Raw genomic sequence first — 19,109 nt, 5'->3', positions numbered from 1 at the left:
AACAAGGTAAACCATGATTGACCCCATACTAAATAGGCTATTAAAGAAGCCACTTTGCAGCCTAGCTAAACAACTAATTAAGCGTGGTGTCACTGCCGACGGCGTAACATTAATCGGTTTCATTATTGGCATGCTAGCGGTACCCGCTATTTTTTACGGCCACTATACATTAGCGCTATGTCTAATTTTATTAAACCGGCTGGGAGATGGGCTAGATGGCGCCATAGCGAGAGAAACCTCCCCTTCAGACGCCGGTGGTTTTTTAGATATTACCCTAGATTTTATCTTTTACTCTGCCATTGTGTTTGCCTTTGTTTGTGCAACGCCAATGCAAAACGCTATTGCAGGTAGTTTTTTGATGCTGTCGTTTATGGCTACAGGGGGCAGCTTTTTAGCCTTTGCGATTATGGCCAGTAAGCACGGCATTGATAGCCCAAATTATCCGCAAAAGAGTCTGCATTATATGGGGGGGCTGGCGGAAGGTTTTGAAACGATTCTTGTACTGTGTCTGTTTTGCTTGTTTCCAAGCTACTTTGTGCCGATCGCCAGCGTGTTTGCCGTTATTTGCTGGCTGACGGCGATCATACGTATCTGGGTAGGTTATAACACTTTAGTTGCCACTAAAACTCGCAACACTTAAATCGAGATTGACCAGTCGCACTTCATTTTGATTGCTTATCTAAATACATAATTAATAACAAACTTAAGTCCAAAAACTGTTACTGATAGTATCAGTTGGTTCATATATCATGCGTTAACAAAATTCGATTTATAAAATTCGAATATTACAATAAGAACGGAGAACATCTTATGAAGACCTTGGTCAGCCTTGTCAGTTTACTGGCGATTTTACTCGTCGCTTTACCCGGACCCTTATACAAGTTTGGTATTTTAGAGTTAGGACCTGCATTTACCGCTTTACGTTTTGGTGTATACGCCGGTATTGCAGCATTAGCACTTATCCTTATTCAACTAATTTTCTTACGCAAAAACATCAGTTGGGCAGCTGTTGGTGTATCAGCAATATTGGCTATTGTTGCCGTCGGTTTACCAATGAGCATGATGGGGAAAGCGAAATCAGTACCACCTATTCATGATATTTCTACCGATTTGGTTAACCCTCCTAAGTTTGTCGCCATTGTTGCCCTTCGTGCCGATGCGCCAAACCCAGTGGAATACGCTGGCGAAGAAACGGCTAAACAGCAACGCGAAGCCTACCCAGAATTGATTACTCAAAAGTATCCTCAAGACACAGAACAATTATTTGATGCTGCCGAGGCTTCTATTAACGATTTAGGTTGGGAATTAGTCAATGCTGATAAATCATTAGGACTTATTGAAGCCACAGATACCACTGGCTGGTTTGGCTTTAAGGATGACGTTGTTGTGCGTATTCGCACCACCGGAGAAGAAAGCTACCTAGATATACGCAGTAAATCTCGCGTTGGTATGAGCGATTTAGGTAAGAACGCCGAACGTATCCATGCGCTTATCGATGCGATAAACAGTAAATTTTAATCCCGCTCCTAGCGATATAGAGCATAAAAAAATGCCCAGTGATACACATCACTGGGCATTTCTTAGTTTACCGTTAGGTAATTATTAGTTACCTAGCAAACCTTTCATCACGTTATTTAGAATTTGCTTTTGCGCTTCAGTCGCATTTTTGCACTCTTGCGTCTTTGCATCTTCGCCTTTCATCAGCTTAGTCGTACATTCTGCCAATATTTCACTTAGCAGCTCAGGGTCGTCTACCAAGTCTTCAACTGAGGGAGTACCACACGCGGCTAATCCAAACACCAAAGGTAGTACCAATATAAATTTTTTCATTTTTCTTCCTTAAATACCCAGTTTAAAACGCTGATCGCTCGGGCTAAAACGTCAGCTTTATCCTCTCAACTAATTGAAAAAGCGAACATTACATATCCGTTAACAATTTATCACGTTTAGATACTAAAAAAATATCTCGTGAAGTACAACTTTTTCTATTGAAAATCAGACTGTTAACATCATCTATTAGGCGAGGACAAAAGTAGATTTCCATTTTCTGTGTTCGCTTTTAATGTGCATACACGTCTGCTTTATGTTGCTCACTCAATCAATTTTTTTATTTAAGGAATTTCAATGAAAGCTTCAAAAATTGCTTTACTAGCAGCGACCGTGATCTCAGTTCCTTCTGTTTACGCAGCATCTCCTGATTTTAATTACGTAGAAGGCGGTTACGCCAAAATTGATGTAGACGACACCAGCTACGATCCTGACGGTTTTAAAGTGTCTGGCTCGGCTTTGGTAGGTAAAAATGTGTTTTTGAATGGTTCCTACACAGATACCTCAGATGAAATTGCTAACCGAGATATTGATTTTAATCAACTAAGCCTAGGACTGGGTTACCGGATGGCCGCTTCAAGCAATACTGACGTATACGGCGTAGTCAGTTATGAAGAAGCAGAACTCGAATCATATGATCAAAACGGTTACGGTCTAACAGCGGGTATCCGTTCTCGTGTAACACCTAATATCGAATTAGACGGCGGTGTTTCATATATCGATTTAGACGACGATGACGATACATACTTGAACTTAGGTGCAAGTTATTATTTCACGCCTGAAGCAGCGGTAAGCATTTCTTATCGTACGTCAGACGACAACGACATTATGGGTATCGCCGCGCGTTACTCGTTTTAATCTGAATATCTATCGCGAATACGCAGATGAGGGCGACATATAAACGTGTCGCCCCGTCTTAATATTTGCTGTAGGTACGCCTTTAGGTAACTAAAAATTTCCTAGTACGTAATCTGGTAATTCATTTTCTAACGGCAACGGTGTAGGCACGCCGTTATCGTCGATAGCAACAAATTTAAAATGCCCTTGGGTGACCTTTTCACGCAAACCAATACGATCACGCCTTACCCACGCCTCAACGTTGATCACCATTGAGGTGCGCCCTAAATGTACAACACTAGTGTAAAGACCCAAAATATCGCCAACTTTCACGGGGCGAATAAAACTCATGCTATCAACTGACACAGTCACCACACGACTTTGCGCTCTTTGGCCGGCACATATACCTGCTGCAATATCCATTTGTGATAGTACCCAACCGCCAAAAATATCACCTGAAGCGTTTGTGTCAGACGGCATGGCGAGTGTACGAGTGGTAAGTTTACCAGTGGCTTTTTCTTCGGGCATTTCGCTACCTTTATGTTAGTTCCCAATGGGATAATCAGCGCTGTGGGGCGATTGTAGCACTTTTTTATTTTGTGAGCTGGTACCAAAGTGTTAAGTCAGATAATGGGGTTTGCGAAGGAATAAGTGGGTTAGGCAAGTCAATAATTTTGCGTCCATTCAAATTCCCCCTTTGAATAAGCCACTCATTGTGCTTCAGAAACATCTGTTCAAATGAACCGTCTTCGATGGCTATTTTCAAACCTCGTTCTATGTCATCAGCCAGCGCTTGATCATCTTTATTGACAAAAAAATACATGGCCGTGGGATAACGTAGCAGAATAGTCTTTTCAACGGCGAGGTTATATTCGGGCCAAGCTTCCAGCTCACCCCATATTTCGATAATAGAACGTGGGAAAAAGTCAAAACGTTCGCTGTCAGACATATCGAACAAACGCTCATAACTCGAGGATGTCATCACTTCGATACCACTGTTGTTCAAAATATAATTGTCTGGCCAATCGTGACCTTGCCCGGCGGTAAGGTGCCGTAATTCAACCAAGCCAGTTACATAATCAAATTTGCTCTGTTGACTGGCATGGATCAAAAATAATCGCCAACCAATTAAACCTTTATAAATTGGAATACGAATAGGTATATAATTTTTTTCTCGTTCCTCTGTGCTCATGGTCCAAACAACATCCGCAGCATTCTGTGTGCCGACCATGCGCAGCGCACGACTTTGGGTCATTTGTACCTTGCTTGGTTTTAAGGCATAGGGTTTATCGAGTTTACTCAGTGCGAGTTGCAATAATCGTAAAGGATAAAGAGGCCTTTGGTCTTTAATAGAAAGGGGGTTAGGGTAAAAAACCGTCACTTGAGCACCGAATGTCGCTGTAGCAGTCATTGAGAATAATAACCCTATAACGACGCCAAGGAACACGCTGAAACGCTTCACGAGTTCCACCAATTTTCGGTAAGCGCGACTTACGAAAAGCATGGAGTAGCGAATTCCGCTCAACTTACCTTCTCCTTCCATGTTGAATTAACCTAGTTTAGCTAGAAATCACATAACCGACTGATTTTTAATCATATTGGTCTATAATAATTTAGCTGTAAAACTAAGGAACATCAATAATAAAGAGAAATTAAATACCCTATCGCCCTTAAGGGATCCTCGTTGGAACTATTTCCTTCACGCTGCTTATTTCCTACTTAAGCGTTTTGCCCTGCTACCCAACCACTGCTCCAAGCCCACTGGAAATTGTACCCCCCTAACCAGCCCGTGACGTCCATGACTTCGCCAATGAAATACAGGCCTTCAACGTCTTTGGCCATCATGGTTTTAGAGGATAGAAAATCGGTGTCGACGCCGCCTAAGGTGACCTCTGCGGTGCGATAGCCTTCAGTGCCGTTGGGCTTTAATTGCCACTGGTGAAAGGCTTGTGCAACGTCATTTAAGCTTTTACCTTGGTATTGTTTTAGGGGCTTATTCTCAATACCTAAATACGGCAATACAGCTTGTACATAGCGTTTGGGGTAAAACGCAGAAAGAGCATTACTTAGCAGTACATCTGGCTGGCTCTGTTGCGCTTTTTGCAGCTGTTCCTGCAAGTCGCCGTTCGGGTATAAATCAAATTCGACTGCTTGACCTGGCTCCCAAAAAGATGAAATTTGTAGCACCGCAGGGCCGCTTAAGCCTCTGTGAGTAAACAGAATATTCTCGTTGAAGCTAGTGTTGTTGCAACTGGCGCTCGCATCCAGAGAAATACCGCTTAGCTCGGCTAAAACGTTTTTATCTTGTTCATGTAGGGTGAAAGGCACTAAGCCGGCGCGCGTGGGCTTAACCGTTAAACCAAATTGCTCAGCTATTTTGTAGCCAAAGGGGCTTGCGCCGAGTTTGGGCATAGACAAACCGCCGGTGGCAATGACCAGTGATTCACACTGGTATTCGCCTTTGCTGGTTTTCAACGTGAAGCCTGTAGCAGTTTTTTCAATGCTTAAAACGTCACATTGACTGGTCACACTCGCCCCAGCTTTTTCGCATTCACTAAACAACATATTAAGTATATCTTTAGCGCTGTCGTCACAAAATAGTTGGCCGAGGGTCTTTTCGTGATAGGCAATACCATACTCAGCGACCAAGCCGATAAAATCCCATTGGGTATAACGGCTGAGTGCTGACTTACAGAAATGTTTGTTGTCACACAGAAAATTCTCGTGAGAGGCATACATATTGGTGAAGTTACAACGACCACCGCCTGACATCAAAATTTTGCCACCGATACGCTTAGCGTGATCTAGCACAGCTACGCTGCGCCCGCGTTTTCCTGCTTGCGCGGCACAAAACAAACCGGCTGCACCAGCCCCTAATACGATGACATCTACTTGCTTAATATTCAGAACCAATACTCTTGTAAAATTGCGCTCGATCGACAGTTTGTATTGCCGACCATTTTGGTCGGCAATTCTAACAGTTTATTAATGATTTAGGTTCTACGTATTAAGACTCTTAAATCAGTACGACCAAATATGGATGCAGTCGGTACATTTAGCCTTTTTGCAACGCCTCAATACGCTTGTCGAGTGGCGGATGGCTTGAAAACAGTTTTTGCACCTTGCCAGCGCTAATTGCAAACGCGGCCATTTCTTCTGGCATAGGGGGCGCATCTTGATTTTGTTTTAAGCGTTTAAGCGCTGCAATCATATTGTTACGCCCTGCCAAGCTTGCGCCACCCGCATCGGCTTTAAATTCGCGATAGCGTGAGAACCACATAACGATCATTGAAGCCAAAATGCCCAACAGCACTTGGCTAACAATAGACACGATCCAAAATGCTGGCCCGTGACCCCGTTCGACCTTAAACACTACTCGATCAACAACATGCCCTATCACCCGAGATAAGAACACAACGAAGGTGTTCAACACCCCTTGAATAAGTGTCATGGTGACCATATCGCCATTAGAAACATGGCTAATTTCATGGGCCAGAACTGCTTCTACTTCATTTTGGGTCATGTTTTCTATTAAGCCCGTGCTTACCGCAACTAAGGCGTTATTTTTATTCCAACCAGTGGCAAACGCATTTGGGCTTGCATGCACAAATATGCCTACTTCGGGCATACCGATATTGGCTTGTTTAGCTTGATGTTCAACAGTACGTAATAGCCATCTTTCGGTGTCATTCACTGGGCGCTCGATAACATGAACTCCCATGCTGCGCTTAGCCATAAATTTAGACAGTAGCAGTGAAATAATCGAGCCGCTAAATCCTATTACCGCCGAGTAAACCAACAAGGCTTGTAAGTCTAAGTCGACACCATTTTGCGCCAACAAACCTTGAAAGCCAAACAGACTAAACACTAAACTAATCAATGCCATCACAGCAATGTTGGTGGCCAGAAACATCATTATTCGAAACATACTTATTACTCCAAATTTGTTGAATGTAATATGTGGACTATAAACGTTCAGTACAATACCTATACATGAAAATTAGCTAATCCTAGCTTGAAAATAAAAACGTTAGAACTTGCTTATTCACTCGCGCCAAAACCTAAAACACAAACCAGGCGCCAATTAAGGCGGTTATTTATATTTTACAATCGAATTTGCACAGGATCTAACTAATGTTTACAGCTGTTGTTCTAATAGGATCCCCTTAACTCGAAACCAAACTGGCGCATAGTAACTTAGGGTATTAAACTAGTAATTAATTTCTCTAATCCATCTATATAACTTAATGAATCAAGACGTTAAACGTAAAACAAAAACGCAGGCGTTGATTTATTTACTCAAATCTTGTTGGATGGCACCGCTGGCGAGCAAAGAAGCGACAGCTAAGTTCCGTAGAAGCCAGTTCCTTGCTGTGTTGCAGGTTGTGCCATTGGCCAGCTTGGCGACCTATTTAATAATCGCGTTAGCGTTCTTTACCACTTCAGAAATAGTACCGCCTCCTACCTTTATTATTTGGGCCTGTGGTCTGACCCTCATTGCTAGCTATAATTTGATGCTTTGGCGGCGCTTTATCTTACATCGACAATGGGCCAGATACGGCGTCGTCACCCATTACATATTAATCTTTAATTTGAGCCTCGCGGCTTTACTTTACGGCTATTTATCCCTGCAATTATTTTCTCTGCTTGCTGATAACCAAAGAATATTACTTGTGGCCATAATTGCTGCATTCTCTGCAACGGGTTGCTGGATGTTTGCCAGTATTCCATTAGCTGGCTTGTTATGGAGCATGCTGCTGTCAGGTGTGTTCGGCATGGGTATATTGACTACCTCGAGCGATTTTACCTTTCTGGGTTACTTAGCCATTGGCTACAGTTTATTCCTGTGTGCGACAGTACTGATAACGTCAAATCGCTTTATTCATGCGCTAGTAACCAGAAAGAAGATGAGGCAACAAAGTGAGTTAATTAGCTTATTACTCAATGACTTTGAGGAAAACGCTAACGATTGGCTTTGGGAAATAGACAGTCAAGCTCGTATTCAACACGTGTCCATTCATTTGATTAACGCCACTGGAAAATCAGCACACGAACTAGCCCAACATGATTTTATTGCTATTTTGGCGAGTATTATTGATACATCAATCGAAACTGCGCCCTCTGATTTACATAAACTGCGTCAACGGTTAGCTCTTGCGGTGCCATTTAACGATCTTCGAATACGCGTACAAATACAAGGTGAAACCCGGTGGTGGGCGTTTACTGGTAAACCCTTGCTTCAAAATCGTCAAAGCACGAATGGGTGGCGTGGAATTACCACTGACGTGACTGAACAACATCAGCGAGAATTAGAAATGGTGAGGCTAGCCAATGAAGACTCGTTAACAGGGCTAGCTAACCGATACCGCTTTATAAAAGAATTAAACACCATAGCTTTAAGCATTAACAACCCGCAACCGTGTTTTGTGATGATGCTTGATATAGACAATTTCAAGCATGTTAATGATTCAATGGGACACCATGTAGGTGACCAATTACTGTGCGTGATTGCTAGGCGTCTGACTAATATCTTACCCTCTGACGCCGTTTTAGCGCGCTTAGGTGGGGATGAATTCGCCATACTGATTACCCAGAATGTTACCCAGCAATGGGCACGTAAGTTTAGTCATTTGATACAAATAGTACTAGCAGAGCCAACCATTCTAAGCGCCCATAGCTTAGATATACGAGTCAGTATTGGTATTAGTTTTGCTCCACAAAATGCCAATACTGTCGAAGAGTTACTTAAAACTGCAGATATGGCGCTTTATCACGCAAAAGAGGAGGGACGAAACAGAGTCTGTGTATTTACCTCAACCTTAAAAGAAAAATCACTACACAAACAGCAGTTACTTAACGATTTAAAAACAGCAATTAAAAAACAGCAATTTTTTCTAATGTATCAACCGCAATTTGATCTGCAGACATCACAATTAGTTAGTTTTGAAGCGTTGGTACGCTGGCAACATCCTACATTAGGTTTGGTTTCACCAGATGAATTTATTTCTTTAGCTGAGTGTAGCCAGTTGATTATTGAACTCGGAGCATGGGTATTAGAGCAGGCATGCCTAGACTGTATGCAATGGCCAGCATCAATAAGCGTCGCAGTAAACGTTTCAGGCGTACAACTAGAGAATTCAAATTTAGCTGAAACTGTTAACACCATCTTGGAAAACACCACTTTGCCCCATCATCGATTAGAGTTAGAGCTGACGGAGTCGTCAATTATGAGTAATAGCAGTAAGATACTTACCATGCTCAGTAACTTTCGCCTTGCCGGCGGGCGCGTAGCAATCGATGATTTTGGCACTGGCTTCTCGTCGTTTTCCTACTTACATGACTTCCCTTTGGATAAACTAAAAATAGATCGTTCGTTTATTAATTTACTTGACGCTGGCATCCCCGGTGACAAAGCACATGCGATTGTACATTCGATTATTCAACTCGGTAAAACCTTAAAATTACAAATTACCGCCGAAGGAATAGAAACCCAAGAGCAGTATCGACAGTTACAGCTACTGCACTGTGATTTAGGCCAAGGCTTTTTGATGGCAAGGCCATTAGATGCACAACAAGTTTTGAACTTTATTGCTGACTACCAAGTTAAAGCGTCTTAAATTAACAGCGACAAAGATGCAGTTACTGTCAATAACATAACCTATAGTTTCAGCTTCGATTATAAATGCAATATTGTTACGTTACGTCTATCCCAGATTTTTATAAAATATATTTCAACTTCAAAAAACTGCTCAGTATCCGAAACGGAAATTTTTATTGCCCGGTGGTGAGATACATAAATGCACTTCAGCAGCGTTAGAATTGATTGGTATAAGAATTTCAAAATAAGCATCTGGCAGGCAACGTAGTTAAAACCAGAATTATGCATTTTTTGCGTGGCGATATTCTCAGCTTGAAACGTTAAGTCTGAGGCAGTCCATGGTCCTGGCGCAACAATCGTTGGGCAAACCGCGCCCAGTTCCGATGTAATAGGTTTAGCGAGCTTGGGCGTTCCAACCGCCTTGTTACGCTGACCTTCTTCCCCTGCACCCCAAACAATCACATCATGAGATGCGCCAGAACCTGTGATATGGATTTCGTCCACGTCACCATGCTCACATAGGTACCCGCCAACATCGGCACCGCCTTTAACAATGCGCGATACATTGATATCACTTAGAGGCTTAAACGTGTCGTTTAAAAAATCCGTAAGATATTCATTCACCGGTTTCATCTTCAGAATAAGCACCTGATGTTCGCTAAAGACTTTATGCAATACATCCAACGGAGCAATTGCTGCAATATTGCCTGCCCCCAAAACGAGCGCAACTTTACCATGGCGTTGATTCGCGGGCGTGTTGTAAGCGCTTGCTGTGTGCTGAGCAAGGTTATCGAGGGTAACGCCATCTTCCATCCAAACTTCTGCTGAAACGCCAGACAAAAGCAGATGATCCCAAATGGTGTGTGGTAGCACTCGTAACGCAGTTTGCCCGCTTTGAGTTTGGCGTTTTTTCAACGATTAAAGAAAGCCCTTTCCTTCCATTTTCGATAATGTCTGTATTAAACCATTACCAGCAGACATCAACGGATATTGCCCAGAAACCCACTCTTCACCAACTAGTGCGGAATCTTCAGGCATCCCTTTCATACGACTAGCGGTTTCGGCTCAATCCTTGGCGGCGGATAGCTCAGCAAGCGCCTGATCCAACGGAATATTACGTGGGGCTTCGGGAAAGACATCATCTTTAATTGCCGTATTAAGCATTGTTTTTTCCTTTTTCTATAAGGTGTTCACCAAACTGTTTACGCAGTTCAACTTTTTGCACTTTCCCAGTGGCACCTATAGGCAATGTGTCGACAAAAATAACAGCATCAGGGATCTGCCATGATTGAATTTTGCCTTTGTAGAACGCCAATATATCGGCTTCAACAGGAGAGGTATTTGGCGCTTTTACCGCAACAACAATGGGACGTTCATCCCACAACTCATGGCGAGCAGCAACGGCAGCGGCATTAACGATATGAGGATGAGCAATGGCTATATTTTCTAATTCGACTGTTGATATCCATTCACCACCTGACTTAATAATGTCTTTGGATCTATCGCGAATAACCATATAGCCGTCTTCATCGATCGTTGAAACATCACCGGTATCGAACCAGCCATCATCAGTTAACGCGTCACTATCTTTACCAAAATAGCGTTTAACGACCCAGTGACCGCGTACTTGAAGATCACCTTGCGTCTTACCATCGTGTGGCAGTAACTGTTTGTTTTCATCCAGCAAACGTAAATCGACACCAAATAAGGGTCTGCCTTGATTAGTGCGTAGCTCGGTCTTTTCTGAGTCAGACAGAACACTGTGGCGTTGTAGAAATTGGTTTATTGTGGCAACAGGTGAGGTTTCAGTCATACCCCAAGCATGGAGTAACTCCACTCCGTAAGCAGCGAATTTGGGGATCATTGATGGTGGCAATGGTGCCCCACCGACCACAGTTCGCTTCAGGCTAGGTAATGTGGACTCTGATGCCTCAAGCGCCGTAAGTAGATTCATCCAGATTGTCGGTACACCCAATGCCATGGTTGTTTTGGTCTCATCAATCAAGGCCAAGATGCTTTCGCCGTCAAGATTAGGACCCGGAAGCACAAGCTTACAACCGTTAGCAGCCGCGATATACGGCACTCCCCATGCATTCACATGGAACATTGGAACCACAGGTAAAACCGTATCTTGCGCTGACAGCGCAATGCCATCAGGCTGATTACCCACAAGCGTGTGCAATAGCGTAGACCGATGTGAATAAAGAACCCCTTTGGGCTCGCCAGTTGTACCAGAGGTATAACACAGACTTGATGCTGCACGTTCGTCTACATCGGGCCAAGGCGCATCTGCCTCACCGGTTTCTAATAGATCATCGTAAAACAGTAATCCTGGGATACTTTGTGCGGCGGCGTCATCCCGAGGGCCCATAACAACAAAATATTGCACCGTTTCTAACAAAGTATGAATTTTTTCGATTACCGGTAAAAAGGACTGTTCAAAAAACAATACCTTGTCTTGCGCATCGTTAGCCACAAACGTAAGCTGTTCTGGAGCAAGGCGTGGATTGATGGTGTGGCACACCATACCGCCGCCCGAAATGCCAAAGTAACTTTCAAGATGACGTCGATTATTCCACGCAATCGTTGCACAACGATCACCATTAGCAATACCAAGCTTGCCTAACGCTGAAGCAAGCATACGGGCATGTTGTCCCACTTCTTTCCAATTACTGGTGGTCCGTTCGCCGGAAGTTTCAACCGATATTATTTCGGTTTTTGGGTGATAACGCTCGGCATGTTCAATAAGGCTGCCGATTGTTAGCGGCATCTCCATCATTTGTCCTAGCATTGCGGCTCTCCTATTAATGAATCGACGGGGTTTTACTTGTTATTTAAAGCATTCCCGTACAGGTATTTATTTAAATGATTATTGGCTGTGACCAAAGGGTATTTCCCAGCACATACGCCTTATGAAACGGCATTACCCAATACGAGTACCATTGCCGCAACCCTAATAAAGTAGTAGTTGAGCAAGGGTTTTGCAGACGTTATGCCCTGCGAATTAAATCTGCACATTTCTCACCAATCATGATGGTAGATGCGTTGGTATTGGCATTTATGATTGTCGGCATGATCGACGCGTCAGCGACGCGCAGTCCATCGATGCCATGTACACGTAGTTCATGATCGACAACCGCCATCTCATCATTACCCATTTTGCACGTTCCGACTGGGTGATAGATGGTTTGAATATACTTATTTATGTAGGCTTTTATTTCTTCGCCAGTCTGAATGGTAGGATCCGCTTCCAGTATCAGAAGGTTGTTGGCGGCATATTCAAGGAAACGAGCCGGTATAGCACAGCCAGCGGAGTCCGAACCAATTACTACGTAATCGTATTCTTCAGACGACGGGGTTTGCGCTTGAGCCGCGCTCAGAAAAAGCGTAGCTTGCGCTACAATCACGAGTGTTGCGACCATACGCAAAAACTCGCAGCGATAAACTTTACCTGCATTGAAGTCGTTTGATAACGATGAAGCTTTTAAATTTTTCATATCTTTCTCAGCTTGCGTAATCTTTAGTATTTTTTAGGTCGGGCCTATATCAGACATAAATCGAGACCCCAATTTGCTTCTAATTATTTAGATACAGGAAAGCAGGATACATGCTAACGTAAAATAAATGTTAATTTACTGAAATAAAGAGGTTTATTTTGGAGAGTTAAAAAACTTGAAGGTGGATAAATCAACTTAAGACAAATTGAAATTAAATGGGTATCAAGATGAAAAACTTGTAACGTAATTGGCTGGTTGTTTACGATGCAGAGTGGCTCGAGACATACCTAACTACTTGGCCGCTTAACTCACATTATCTTTACTTTACGCTAAAGCCGTTGAGATGAGTTTTTGCATCTCAAGATCCACTTTGCCTAATGACTTTTTATTTTCAATCGCCAAAGCTGACTAAGGTAATGGGTCTACAAGTGCAAGGTATTCTTCAGGCAATTCTTCAAGCGTTATCGGGTCGTCCCCTTAATTAATCTTATCTGCATAAAGTAACGCACTCCCATGTTCTTGAGTATTGCTAGGCCAATCTCAGCAGATAACGTGGAGGCTCCATTGATACAGCCACTGTACACTTAAAAATCATCATCAGTATTTTGGTAATACAGGGCGGTGACCTAGATTGGATTTCAGAATATAAATAGGGCTGAAAAATTCAGCCCTATCATTCGATTATTCCCTTAGCTTTAAAACCAATGTTTTAGGAATAGACTCCCTACTGAGTTGCCCAAGCTAAACACTAACTTATTTACGGCTAAGCAATGAGCGAATTAATATGCCACTCAGTAGCACTAAACCCGCAGACCGAACAGGATGCTCCTGAATATGGTGCCTTAGATTGGATTGTTGCCAGCGATTAGCAATCTCCACTCCTTTGCCCGCTAACATCCGACGGCGCGAGCCGCTACCTTGACGTTGGTCACCAGTAGGTTGTGCCGCTTGGTGTAAATTCTGTTTGTCTGTTTCACTCAATGTGTCCGCTATGGTTGGAGACACATGGTTATTTGCATCAACTGAATTATTCATTTCTTCTCTCCAATAGTGTGTGTAAATCACCTATATAACGTGTTCAATATGCGACTCAAGCCGGTTAGTTCTGAGCCTCTTGAATGTTTAAAAAAGATGTCCCAGATGGACTTAAGCCTGATGAAAAGTGAATGGCAGTGTCCGCTGCCATTTACTTGTTCGATTGAAGAAGCCTTATGCTGTAGACACCTTATCGGCACCGGCTGTCTCTAATATCTTTTTGATATCATCTTTATTCTCACTGGTGTACTTAACACCAACCAAAATAGAACCTTTGTCGATTGCATCTTGATAGTATTTAATTTCGTGCTCAGGAATAAATGCACCTATGATTGCACCAATCGTTCCGCCCGCCGCTGCACCAGCACCGCCTGCGGCCAAAGCCGCCACCAATGGGCCCGCGACTAATAATCCGCTACCGCCTGTGGCCACCGCACCTACTGCTGTAAATCCGGCAACAACAGCCGCTAGCACACCTGTGGAGGCCGCGCCTATGATGCCGCCTTCTGCCGCTTTACTGCCTTCGTCAACGGCAAAATCTTCTTTAGAATATGAATCGTTCGCTACAATACTGATGTCCGACTCCCGAATTCCCATTTTCTCTAGGTTGAAAATGGCCGTGCTAGCATCGATTGATTTTTCAAATAGACCTGTAATGACTTCGCTCATAAAGATTCCTTAATAGGTAAATTGTGGATAACAACTTCTACTCAAATAACAAAATAATAAGAGCAAATTTCAGGCCCGAAAAAAATATAATCATCAATTACCCACCAAGCCTTGTGCTGCATGGATTTAACGTTAAGGAAGACAAAAAAAAGTGTAGTATTGTACTCGGAGACTTGAAAATTATGCGAAAGCCAAATGTAAAATTTTCCACTCGCTGTTGTCGCATTACCTGCGCTTTAGACAATTTACTGGCGCGCCAAGTCAGTGCGTCATTTAGGGACTTTTTTGGGAGGATTAACGACCGACAATCATCTGTTACTGGTCAGGATCACCCTAAATCGGTAGACCTCTACTTCCTGTAATTAAATGCAGTATGGCGCCATTATATTCGTGACATAAGGCAGATGTCTCGGCATTTATAACCAACCATTTTGATGGGCGATGCGCGCCGCTTCAATTCGATTTTTAGCATTTAACTTACTGCTTGCAGAAGATAAATAGTTTCGTACTGTCCCTGCTGATAGGAACAATTTGCTGGCAATTTCGTCGGTAGACAATCCTTCTTTGGCTAGGCGTAGGGCGTGCCGCTCTTTGTCTGACAGCGGATCTTTTTCCATCCATGACTCGACCATCAGCTCTGGTGCAATGGCGCTACCCCCTTGCTGCACTTTGTGAATTGCCTTTATGAGTTCATCTGACGGTGAATCTTTTAATAAATAGCCTTTCACCCCTGAGTCCATTGCCCGGCGCAAATACCCACTTCTGGCGAACGTCGTTAAAATAATGACTTTGCATTGGGCTTTTGATTCATAAAGATGCTGGGCGAGCTCTAACCCTGTCATATCTGGCATTTCAATATCGCTAAGCACAATATCCACTTTTTGGCCGCTGAGGGATTGCATGTAATCAAAGGCCAGTTTGCCTGTCGCGCAGCTATGCACTACCTGTAAGTTATCTTCCAAATCCAAAATAGTCGCTAGGGCGTTACGCAACATGGTTTGGTCTTCTGCCAGTAAGATATTAATTTGTTGCATAAAGGGGTTCTCTTTCGCTTATGGGTAGCACTATTTCAGTTAGCGTGCCCTTGAATCCACCGCCACTTTTTATCTGCACCGAACCGCCAAGCTGACGTATACGTTCTTCAATGCCTTGAATGCCAAATCCACTGCGGGATGTTTGTTCAAAACCTTGGCCATCATCATGAACAGTCAATACTATCTGTTCATTGACCTTCTTTAGCGTCACCGATACGTTGCTGGCCTTAGCATGGCGAAGTATATTGGTCACGAGCTCGCGTAATACGATGGCTAATTCTTTATTAGCAGATGAGACTAAATCGATGTGCTGCTCATCTAGATTGTCAAAATGGTAGGTAAAATCAATATCGACACCCGCAAAAACGTTTTTCGCATTAGCCAATTCACTGAGTAGATCACTGGTGCGGTAACCCGATACCACCTCACGAACTTGGCTAAGGGCATCTCTTGCAATATCTTCCAGTTGCTTTATTTCAACCCGGGCTTTAGCAAGGTCTTTATCTAACAAACGACCAGCTAAATCCGCCTTTATGGTGATAACCGAAAACGTGTGGCCGATTAAGTCATGCAGGTCTCGAGCGATACGCTCACGCTCTGCTACCTTAGCAAGGCGCTGGGTTTCTTTGCGCGATAATATCAATGCTTGCTTGTTTTGTTGCAGCGCATATTGGTAGGTATTCATCAGCCCGATGATGGCGGTAAAGGTCAAGCCTGGAACATAAAAATACACACTTAATTTGAATACAAAGCTTATCGCCACCATCCAAAGCAATATGCCAAATATAATGGTAACAGCAAATTTGACTGATTTTAATCGACTACACATTGCCCCGGCATAGATGAAAAATGTGTTGGCGGTTGGGCTAAGCAAAGCCGCTACGCTGCCGATTACCAGAATGGCGATAATATGGTGAATAAGCTGGTGGTTGGGTGCCCAGTAGCAACGAAAGTACACCAATAAGAATGCCAAAGTAGCCAGTGCAGACCATAATAGCTCTAAGGGCTGTTGATAAGTCATGGCAACTGGCACAAAAAAGAACGGCAAGTAAATTAACAGTAAATAAGGCGTCATTGGTTCGCTTAAGTTTCTGGGCAATAACCAATTATCTAATTTTCGCAGTACTTTATTCACCCGTGCTATTTCCTTGTATGTTCGCTCAATCCGTTTATTTTTATTCTATTTATGCTGTTTTTTTCTTCATCGCTAATATAGCCGATGCGAAAAATAATATTGAGAATATCACGAGTATAAGCAGATGTTGTACGACAGAACCACCAGCGTCTTGTCCCACCACTTTTAGTGCTAACTGTGACAAATGGTAGGGGGGTAAGAACTGGGCAAAGGACTGTAGGTAACTCGGCAAGAGGCTTAGTGGTACCCACAAACCTGAAAGGAACGACAAAGGCAAATATATGACATTCACTACCGCAGGGGCGCTTTCAGCTTTAAGCAACAAGCCAAGCGTTAGGCCCAGCAAGCAAAAAGGCAACCCGCCTATGATCAAAATCCCCGACAATAGCAACACTTGCCCCAGCGATAAGCTCACGCCCGCCAAACCAAATGCAACTAAACTTAACGTCACCAGCACAATGATAGAGAACCCCATGGACACAAAAAGACGACTCACAACTTGTGCCGATGCAGGCATAGGCGATGCGTCTTTTATATCTAACCAACCTTGACCGCGTTCGACGGCTAACCCTGCTCCAAATGAAAATAGTGCAGGGCCAATTACGCCAAATGTGCCATAGGTGCATAACAAAAAAGTGGCTGCTTGCGGGTTGTGTTGATTCATTAACACCCCAAAAAACAAATAAAATATGGCAGGAAATAACGTCGCGGGTAACGCAAACGCCGGATTACGAATACTCTTTAGCCACTCAAATTTGGTTTCAAGATAGAACAACTTAGCTATTTTTTTCGCCGTCATTCGATGTGCAGCGCTGTGATTGGATAAATGCGCATTGGATGAAACGTCAATCGTGTTTGAATTATTCATTATTGTTCCCCTTGATTATTAACATTTTCATTAAGTTGTATAAAAGCGTCTTCTAAGCCAACACTTGAAACGGTTAGATCTTGTATATCAGCGTAAAGCGTTAATAACGCTGCTAAGGTTTGATTCACATTTTGGCTAGACAACTCGATAAACTTGCCACTGATGCGCACTTGCTCTACGCCAGCAATATTTCGATAGCGTTTAGCTATATCGGTATTGAAGTCATCAACAGTGTTACCAGCACTGAAACGAATAGTCGTGTGGGCAGCACTGGCCTTTATTTGGCAGGTTGTACCCCGCTGAATAATGTCACCTTGGTTAAGCAAGACAATCTCGTCAGCTAAACTGTCGGCTTCTTCTAAATAATGGGTCGTCAAAACAATACCGGTTCCAGCGGCTTTAAGGTCTAAAATAGCTTGCCATAAGCCTTTTCTGGCCTCGACGTCCATGCCGACGCTTGGCTCATCCAAAAACAGCAGCTTAGGATTGCCGCATATACTCAACGCAAACAGTAATCTTTGCTTTTCGCCCCCAGATAACTTCTTAGAGTAGCGATTTTCCATGCCCTGTAATCCTGCGTACTCAATAACGTTTTCATAAGCCATAGGTTGCGGGTAATAGCTTCGAAAAAGCGCGATATGCTCTTTAATTTTTAACGTTTCAGGTAACGATGCTATCTGTAGTAAAGCGCCCGCTTGGCGTCTTGCAGGTAACGAGCCCGCGGGATAGCCAAATACACTCACCTCGCCCGCATCGGCGTTCAACCTGCCAAGTAAGATATTGATTAACGTGGTTTTACCTGCGCCATTGGCGCCCAAGATAGCCAGTACCTGAGCTGAATGAATATCCAAATCGATATTATTAAGGGCAATTTTATTGTTAAAGCGCTTATGTACGCCGCGCAAACTCGCAATCACCTTAGATGACGCCTCGCTTGAGTGACTGGATACTGCTCTGGTGGAGTATTGCATGGTGATACCTTTCTTCGTTTTGTGAGCGTAGAAAGAGTATGAACAAGGAAAGGGGCTGACATCACAGACAACTGTCATCAATAGCAGATGACAATTGTCACATTATACAATTGACTATGAATGCTCGGGTGAAACGAAGGGAAACCCTACAGGCTGTCTAACATCGTTTGGGCATCGCTGACTTCGAACTTGCTTGGTGCTTCAATGTTCAATGCTTTTACCACGCCATTTTCAACCAGCATAGAGTAACGACCAGAGCGCAGCCCACCAAATGTCCCCGTATCTTTGGCTAACCCTATCGCTTGGCTAAATGCAGCGTCGCCATCGGCTAACATAGTAATATGCTCAGCATTTTGCGACTTGCCCCATGCTTCCATCACAAAAGCATCGTTAACCGATAAGCAAATAATGCTATCAACGCCTTTTGCGGCAAGTTTATCAGCCAACGTGATATAACCAGGTAAATGGGTGTTTGAACAGGTAGGGGTAAATGCGCCAGGTACGGCAAACAGCACGACTTTCTTATTCGCAAATAATGCTGCGGTAGTAGGGTTACTGCCTTCGTCATTTTCACGCAGGCTAAAGGTAACTTCAGGTAAGGTATCGCCGACTTTGATCATTGTATGTCCTTTTTAAAA

Annotated in this window: 18 protein-coding genes and 1 pseudogene; 4 read left to right on the top strand and 15 right to left on the bottom strand. The window is 43.4% G+C overall.

All coding sequences use genetic code 11. The features are described from left to right. Window positions 1-13 precede the first annotated feature (13 nt). Both GQR89_RS01600 and GQR89_RS01595 read left to right on the top strand, forming a co-directional pair. Window positions 14-640 carry a CDP-alcohol phosphatidyltransferase family protein gene (locus GQR89_RS01600; RefSeq protein WP_158768435.1) on the top strand — a complete coding sequence of 209 codons (627 nt, stop codon included), beginning with the start codon at window positions 14-16 and terminating at the stop codon, window positions 638-640. A 170-nt stretch (window positions 641-810) separates the two neighbouring features. Next, window positions 811-1,518 carry a DUF1499 domain-containing protein gene (locus GQR89_RS01595; protein WP_158768434.1) on the top strand — a complete coding sequence of 236 codons (708 nt, stop codon included), beginning with the start codon at window positions 811-813 and terminating at the stop codon, window positions 1,516-1,518. Window positions 1,519-1,602: 84 nt separating this feature from the next. Here GQR89_RS01595 and GQR89_RS01590 read toward each other — a convergent pair whose 3' ends face one another. Further along, window positions 1,603-1,830 (bottom strand): EexN family lipoprotein, encoded by a 228-nt coding sequence (locus GQR89_RS01590; RefSeq protein ID WP_158768433.1) that lies wholly within the window; start codon window positions 1,828-1,830, stop codon window positions 1,603-1,605. 294 nt (window positions 1,831-2,124) lie between these two features. On the opposite strand from GQR89_RS01590, the gene GQR89_RS01585 reads away from it, so the two are divergent. Then, window positions 2,125-2,685, top strand: coding sequence for an outer membrane beta-barrel protein (locus GQR89_RS01585; protein WP_158768432.1), 561 nt, complete (start codon window positions 2,125-2,127; stop codon window positions 2,683-2,685). A 90-nt stretch (window positions 2,686-2,775) separates the two neighbouring features. Here the strand turns inward: GQR89_RS01585 and GQR89_RS01580 are convergent, their stop codons facing one another. The 4 genes from GQR89_RS01580 to htpX form a co-directional block, all read right to left on the bottom strand. After that, complete coding sequence (locus tag GQR89_RS01580; protein WP_158768431.1) at window positions 2,776-3,192, bottom strand: acyl-CoA thioesterase; 417 nt, start codon at window positions 3,190-3,192, stop codon at window positions 2,776-2,778. Window positions 3,193-3,256: 64 nt separating this feature from the next. Continuing rightward, entirely contained in the window at window positions 3,257-4,126 is an 870-nt protein-coding gene (locus GQR89_RS01575) for a hypothetical protein (RefSeq protein WP_199271361.1), read from the bottom strand. A 257-nt stretch (window positions 4,127-4,383) separates the two neighbouring features. Next, entirely contained in the window at window positions 4,384-5,565 is a 1,182-nt protein-coding gene (locus tag GQR89_RS01570; protein WP_158772097.1) for an NAD(P)/FAD-dependent oxidoreductase, read from the bottom strand. Window positions 5,566-5,719: 154 nt separating this feature from the next. Then, entirely contained in the window at window positions 5,720-6,592 is an 873-nt protein-coding gene (htpX, locus tag GQR89_RS01565; RefSeq protein ID WP_158768430.1) for a protease HtpX, read from the bottom strand. Window positions 6,593-6,911: 319 nt separating this feature from the next. Between htpX and GQR89_RS01560 the strand changes: the two genes are divergently transcribed. Continuing rightward, window positions 6,912-9,281 carry a bifunctional diguanylate cyclase/phosphodiesterase gene (locus GQR89_RS01560; RefSeq protein WP_158768429.1) on the top strand — a complete coding sequence of 790 codons (2,370 nt, stop codon included), beginning with the start codon at window positions 6,912-6,914 and terminating at the stop codon, window positions 9,279-9,281. A 59-nt stretch (window positions 9,282-9,340) separates the two neighbouring features. Here the strand turns inward: GQR89_RS01560 and GQR89_RS01555 are convergent, their stop codons facing one another. The 10 genes and pseudogenes from GQR89_RS01555 to GQR89_RS01510 all read right to left on the bottom strand — a co-directional run bounded on the left by GQR89_RS01555 (window position 9,341) and on the right by GQR89_RS01510 (window position 19,091). Beyond that, window positions 9,341-10,177, bottom strand: coding sequence for a hypothetical protein (locus GQR89_RS01555; RefSeq protein WP_158768428.1), 837 nt, complete (start codon window positions 10,175-10,177; stop codon window positions 9,341-9,343). A gap of 241 nt (window positions 10,178-10,418) precedes the next feature. Then, entirely contained in the window at window positions 10,419-12,053 is a 1,635-nt protein-coding gene (locus GQR89_RS01550) for a long-chain fatty acid--CoA ligase (RefSeq protein WP_158768427.1), read from the bottom strand. A 199-nt stretch (window positions 12,054-12,252) separates the two neighbouring features. Next, window positions 12,253-12,498: pseudogene (locus tag GQR89_RS01545) on the bottom strand (GMC oxidoreductase); the annotation flags it as partial. A 1,014-nt stretch (window positions 12,499-13,512) separates the two neighbouring features. After that, the gene (locus GQR89_RS01540) at window positions 13,513-13,794 is read right to left on the bottom strand and encodes a hypothetical protein (protein WP_158768426.1); all 282 of its coding nucleotides are present in this window, start codon (window positions 13,792-13,794) and stop codon (window positions 13,513-13,515) included. A gap of 174 nt (window positions 13,795-13,968) precedes the next feature. Next, the gene (locus tag GQR89_RS01535; RefSeq protein WP_158768425.1) at window positions 13,969-14,463 is read right to left on the bottom strand and encodes a hypothetical protein; all 495 of its coding nucleotides are present in this window, start codon (window positions 14,461-14,463) and stop codon (window positions 13,969-13,971) included. 416 nt (window positions 14,464-14,879) lie between these two features. Next, the gene (locus GQR89_RS01530) at window positions 14,880-15,497 is read right to left on the bottom strand and encodes a DNA-binding response regulator (RefSeq protein WP_158768424.1); all 618 of its coding nucleotides are present in this window, start codon (window positions 15,495-15,497) and stop codon (window positions 14,880-14,882) included. After that, the gene (locus GQR89_RS01525) at window positions 15,484-16,632 is read right to left on the bottom strand and encodes a sensor histidine kinase (RefSeq protein WP_158768423.1); all 1,149 of its coding nucleotides are present in this window, start codon (window positions 16,630-16,632) and stop codon (window positions 15,484-15,486) included. The genes GQR89_RS01530 and GQR89_RS01525 overlap by 14 nt, the downstream gene beginning before the upstream one ends. Before the next feature lie 49 nt (window positions 16,633-16,681). Then, window positions 16,682-17,500 (bottom strand): ABC transporter permease, encoded by an 819-nt coding sequence (locus GQR89_RS01520; protein ID WP_158768422.1) that lies wholly within the window; start codon window positions 17,498-17,500, stop codon window positions 16,682-16,684. Beyond that, window positions 17,500-18,471: an ABC transporter ATP-binding protein gene (locus GQR89_RS01515; protein ID WP_158768421.1), complete on the bottom strand. Its 972-nt coding sequence runs from the start codon at window positions 18,469-18,471 to the stop codon at window positions 17,500-17,502. Before GQR89_RS01515 ends, GQR89_RS01520 begins: the two co-directional genes overlap by 1 nt. Before the next feature lie 146 nt (window positions 18,472-18,617). Then, window positions 18,618-19,091 (bottom strand): peroxiredoxin, encoded by a 474-nt coding sequence (locus GQR89_RS01510; protein ID WP_158768420.1) that lies wholly within the window; start codon window positions 19,089-19,091, stop codon window positions 18,618-18,620. Window positions 19,092-19,109: the final 18 nt, after the last annotated feature.

Source organism: Paraglaciecola sp. L1A13 (assembly GCF_009796745.1).
Taxonomy (GTDB): domain Bacteria; phylum Pseudomonadota; class Gammaproteobacteria; order Enterobacterales; family Alteromonadaceae; genus Paraglaciecola.
Note: the sequence above shows the minus strand (reverse complement) of the source record. Positions and strands in the feature narration are given on the sequence as shown.

What these genes read in the sequence shown, in the direction of transcription:
- GQR89_RS01585 (WP_158768432.1), top strand. Translation starts at nt 2,125, where the DNA reads ATGAAAGCTTCAAAAATTGCTTTACTAGCAGCGACCGTGATCTCAGTT.
- GQR89_RS01550 (WP_158768427.1), bottom strand. Translation starts at nt 12,053, where the DNA reads ATGCTAGGACAAATGATGGAGATGCCGCTAACAATCGGCAGCCTTATT.
- GQR89_RS01560 (WP_158768429.1), top strand. Translation starts at nt 6,912, where the DNA reads ATGAATCAAGACGTTAAACGTAAAACAAAAACGCAGGCGTTGATTTAT.
- GQR89_RS01535 (WP_158768425.1), bottom strand. Translation starts at nt 14,463, where the DNA reads ATGAGCGAAGTCATTACAGGTCTATTTGAAAAATCAATCGATGCTAGC.
- GQR89_RS01590 (WP_158768433.1), bottom strand. Translation starts at nt 1,830, where the DNA reads ATGAAAAAATTTATATTGGTACTACCTTTGGTGTTTGGATTAGCCGCG.
- GQR89_RS01540 (WP_158768426.1), bottom strand. Translation starts at nt 13,794, where the DNA reads ATGAATAATTCAGTTGATGCAAATAACCATGTGTCTCCAACCATAGCG.
- GQR89_RS01600 (WP_158768435.1), top strand. Translation starts at nt 14, where the DNA reads ATGATTGACCCCATACTAAATAGGCTATTAAAGAAGCCACTTTGCAGC.
- GQR89_RS01515 (WP_158768421.1), bottom strand. Translation starts at nt 18,471, where the DNA reads ATGCAATACTCCACCAGAGCAGTATCCAGTCACTCAAGCGAGGCGTCA.
- GQR89_RS01510 (WP_158768420.1), bottom strand. Translation starts at nt 19,091, where the DNA reads ATGATCAAAGTCGGCGATACCTTACCTGAAGTTACCTTTAGCCTGCGT.
- GQR89_RS01595 (WP_158768434.1), top strand. Translation starts at nt 811, where the DNA reads ATGAAGACCTTGGTCAGCCTTGTCAGTTTACTGGCGATTTTACTCGTC.
- htpX (WP_158768430.1), bottom strand. Translation starts at nt 6,592, where the DNA reads ATGTTTCGAATAATGATGTTTCTGGCCACCAACATTGCTGTGATGGCA.
- GQR89_RS01580 (WP_158768431.1), bottom strand. Translation starts at nt 3,192, where the DNA reads ATGCCCGAAGAAAAAGCCACTGGTAAACTTACCACTCGTACACTCGCC.
- GQR89_RS01530 (WP_158768424.1), bottom strand. Translation starts at nt 15,497, where the DNA reads ATGCAACAAATTAATATCTTACTGGCAGAAGACCAAACCATGTTGCGT.
- GQR89_RS01520 (WP_158768422.1), bottom strand. Translation starts at nt 17,500, where the DNA reads ATGAATAATTCAAACACGATTGACGTTTCATCCAATGCGCATTTATCC.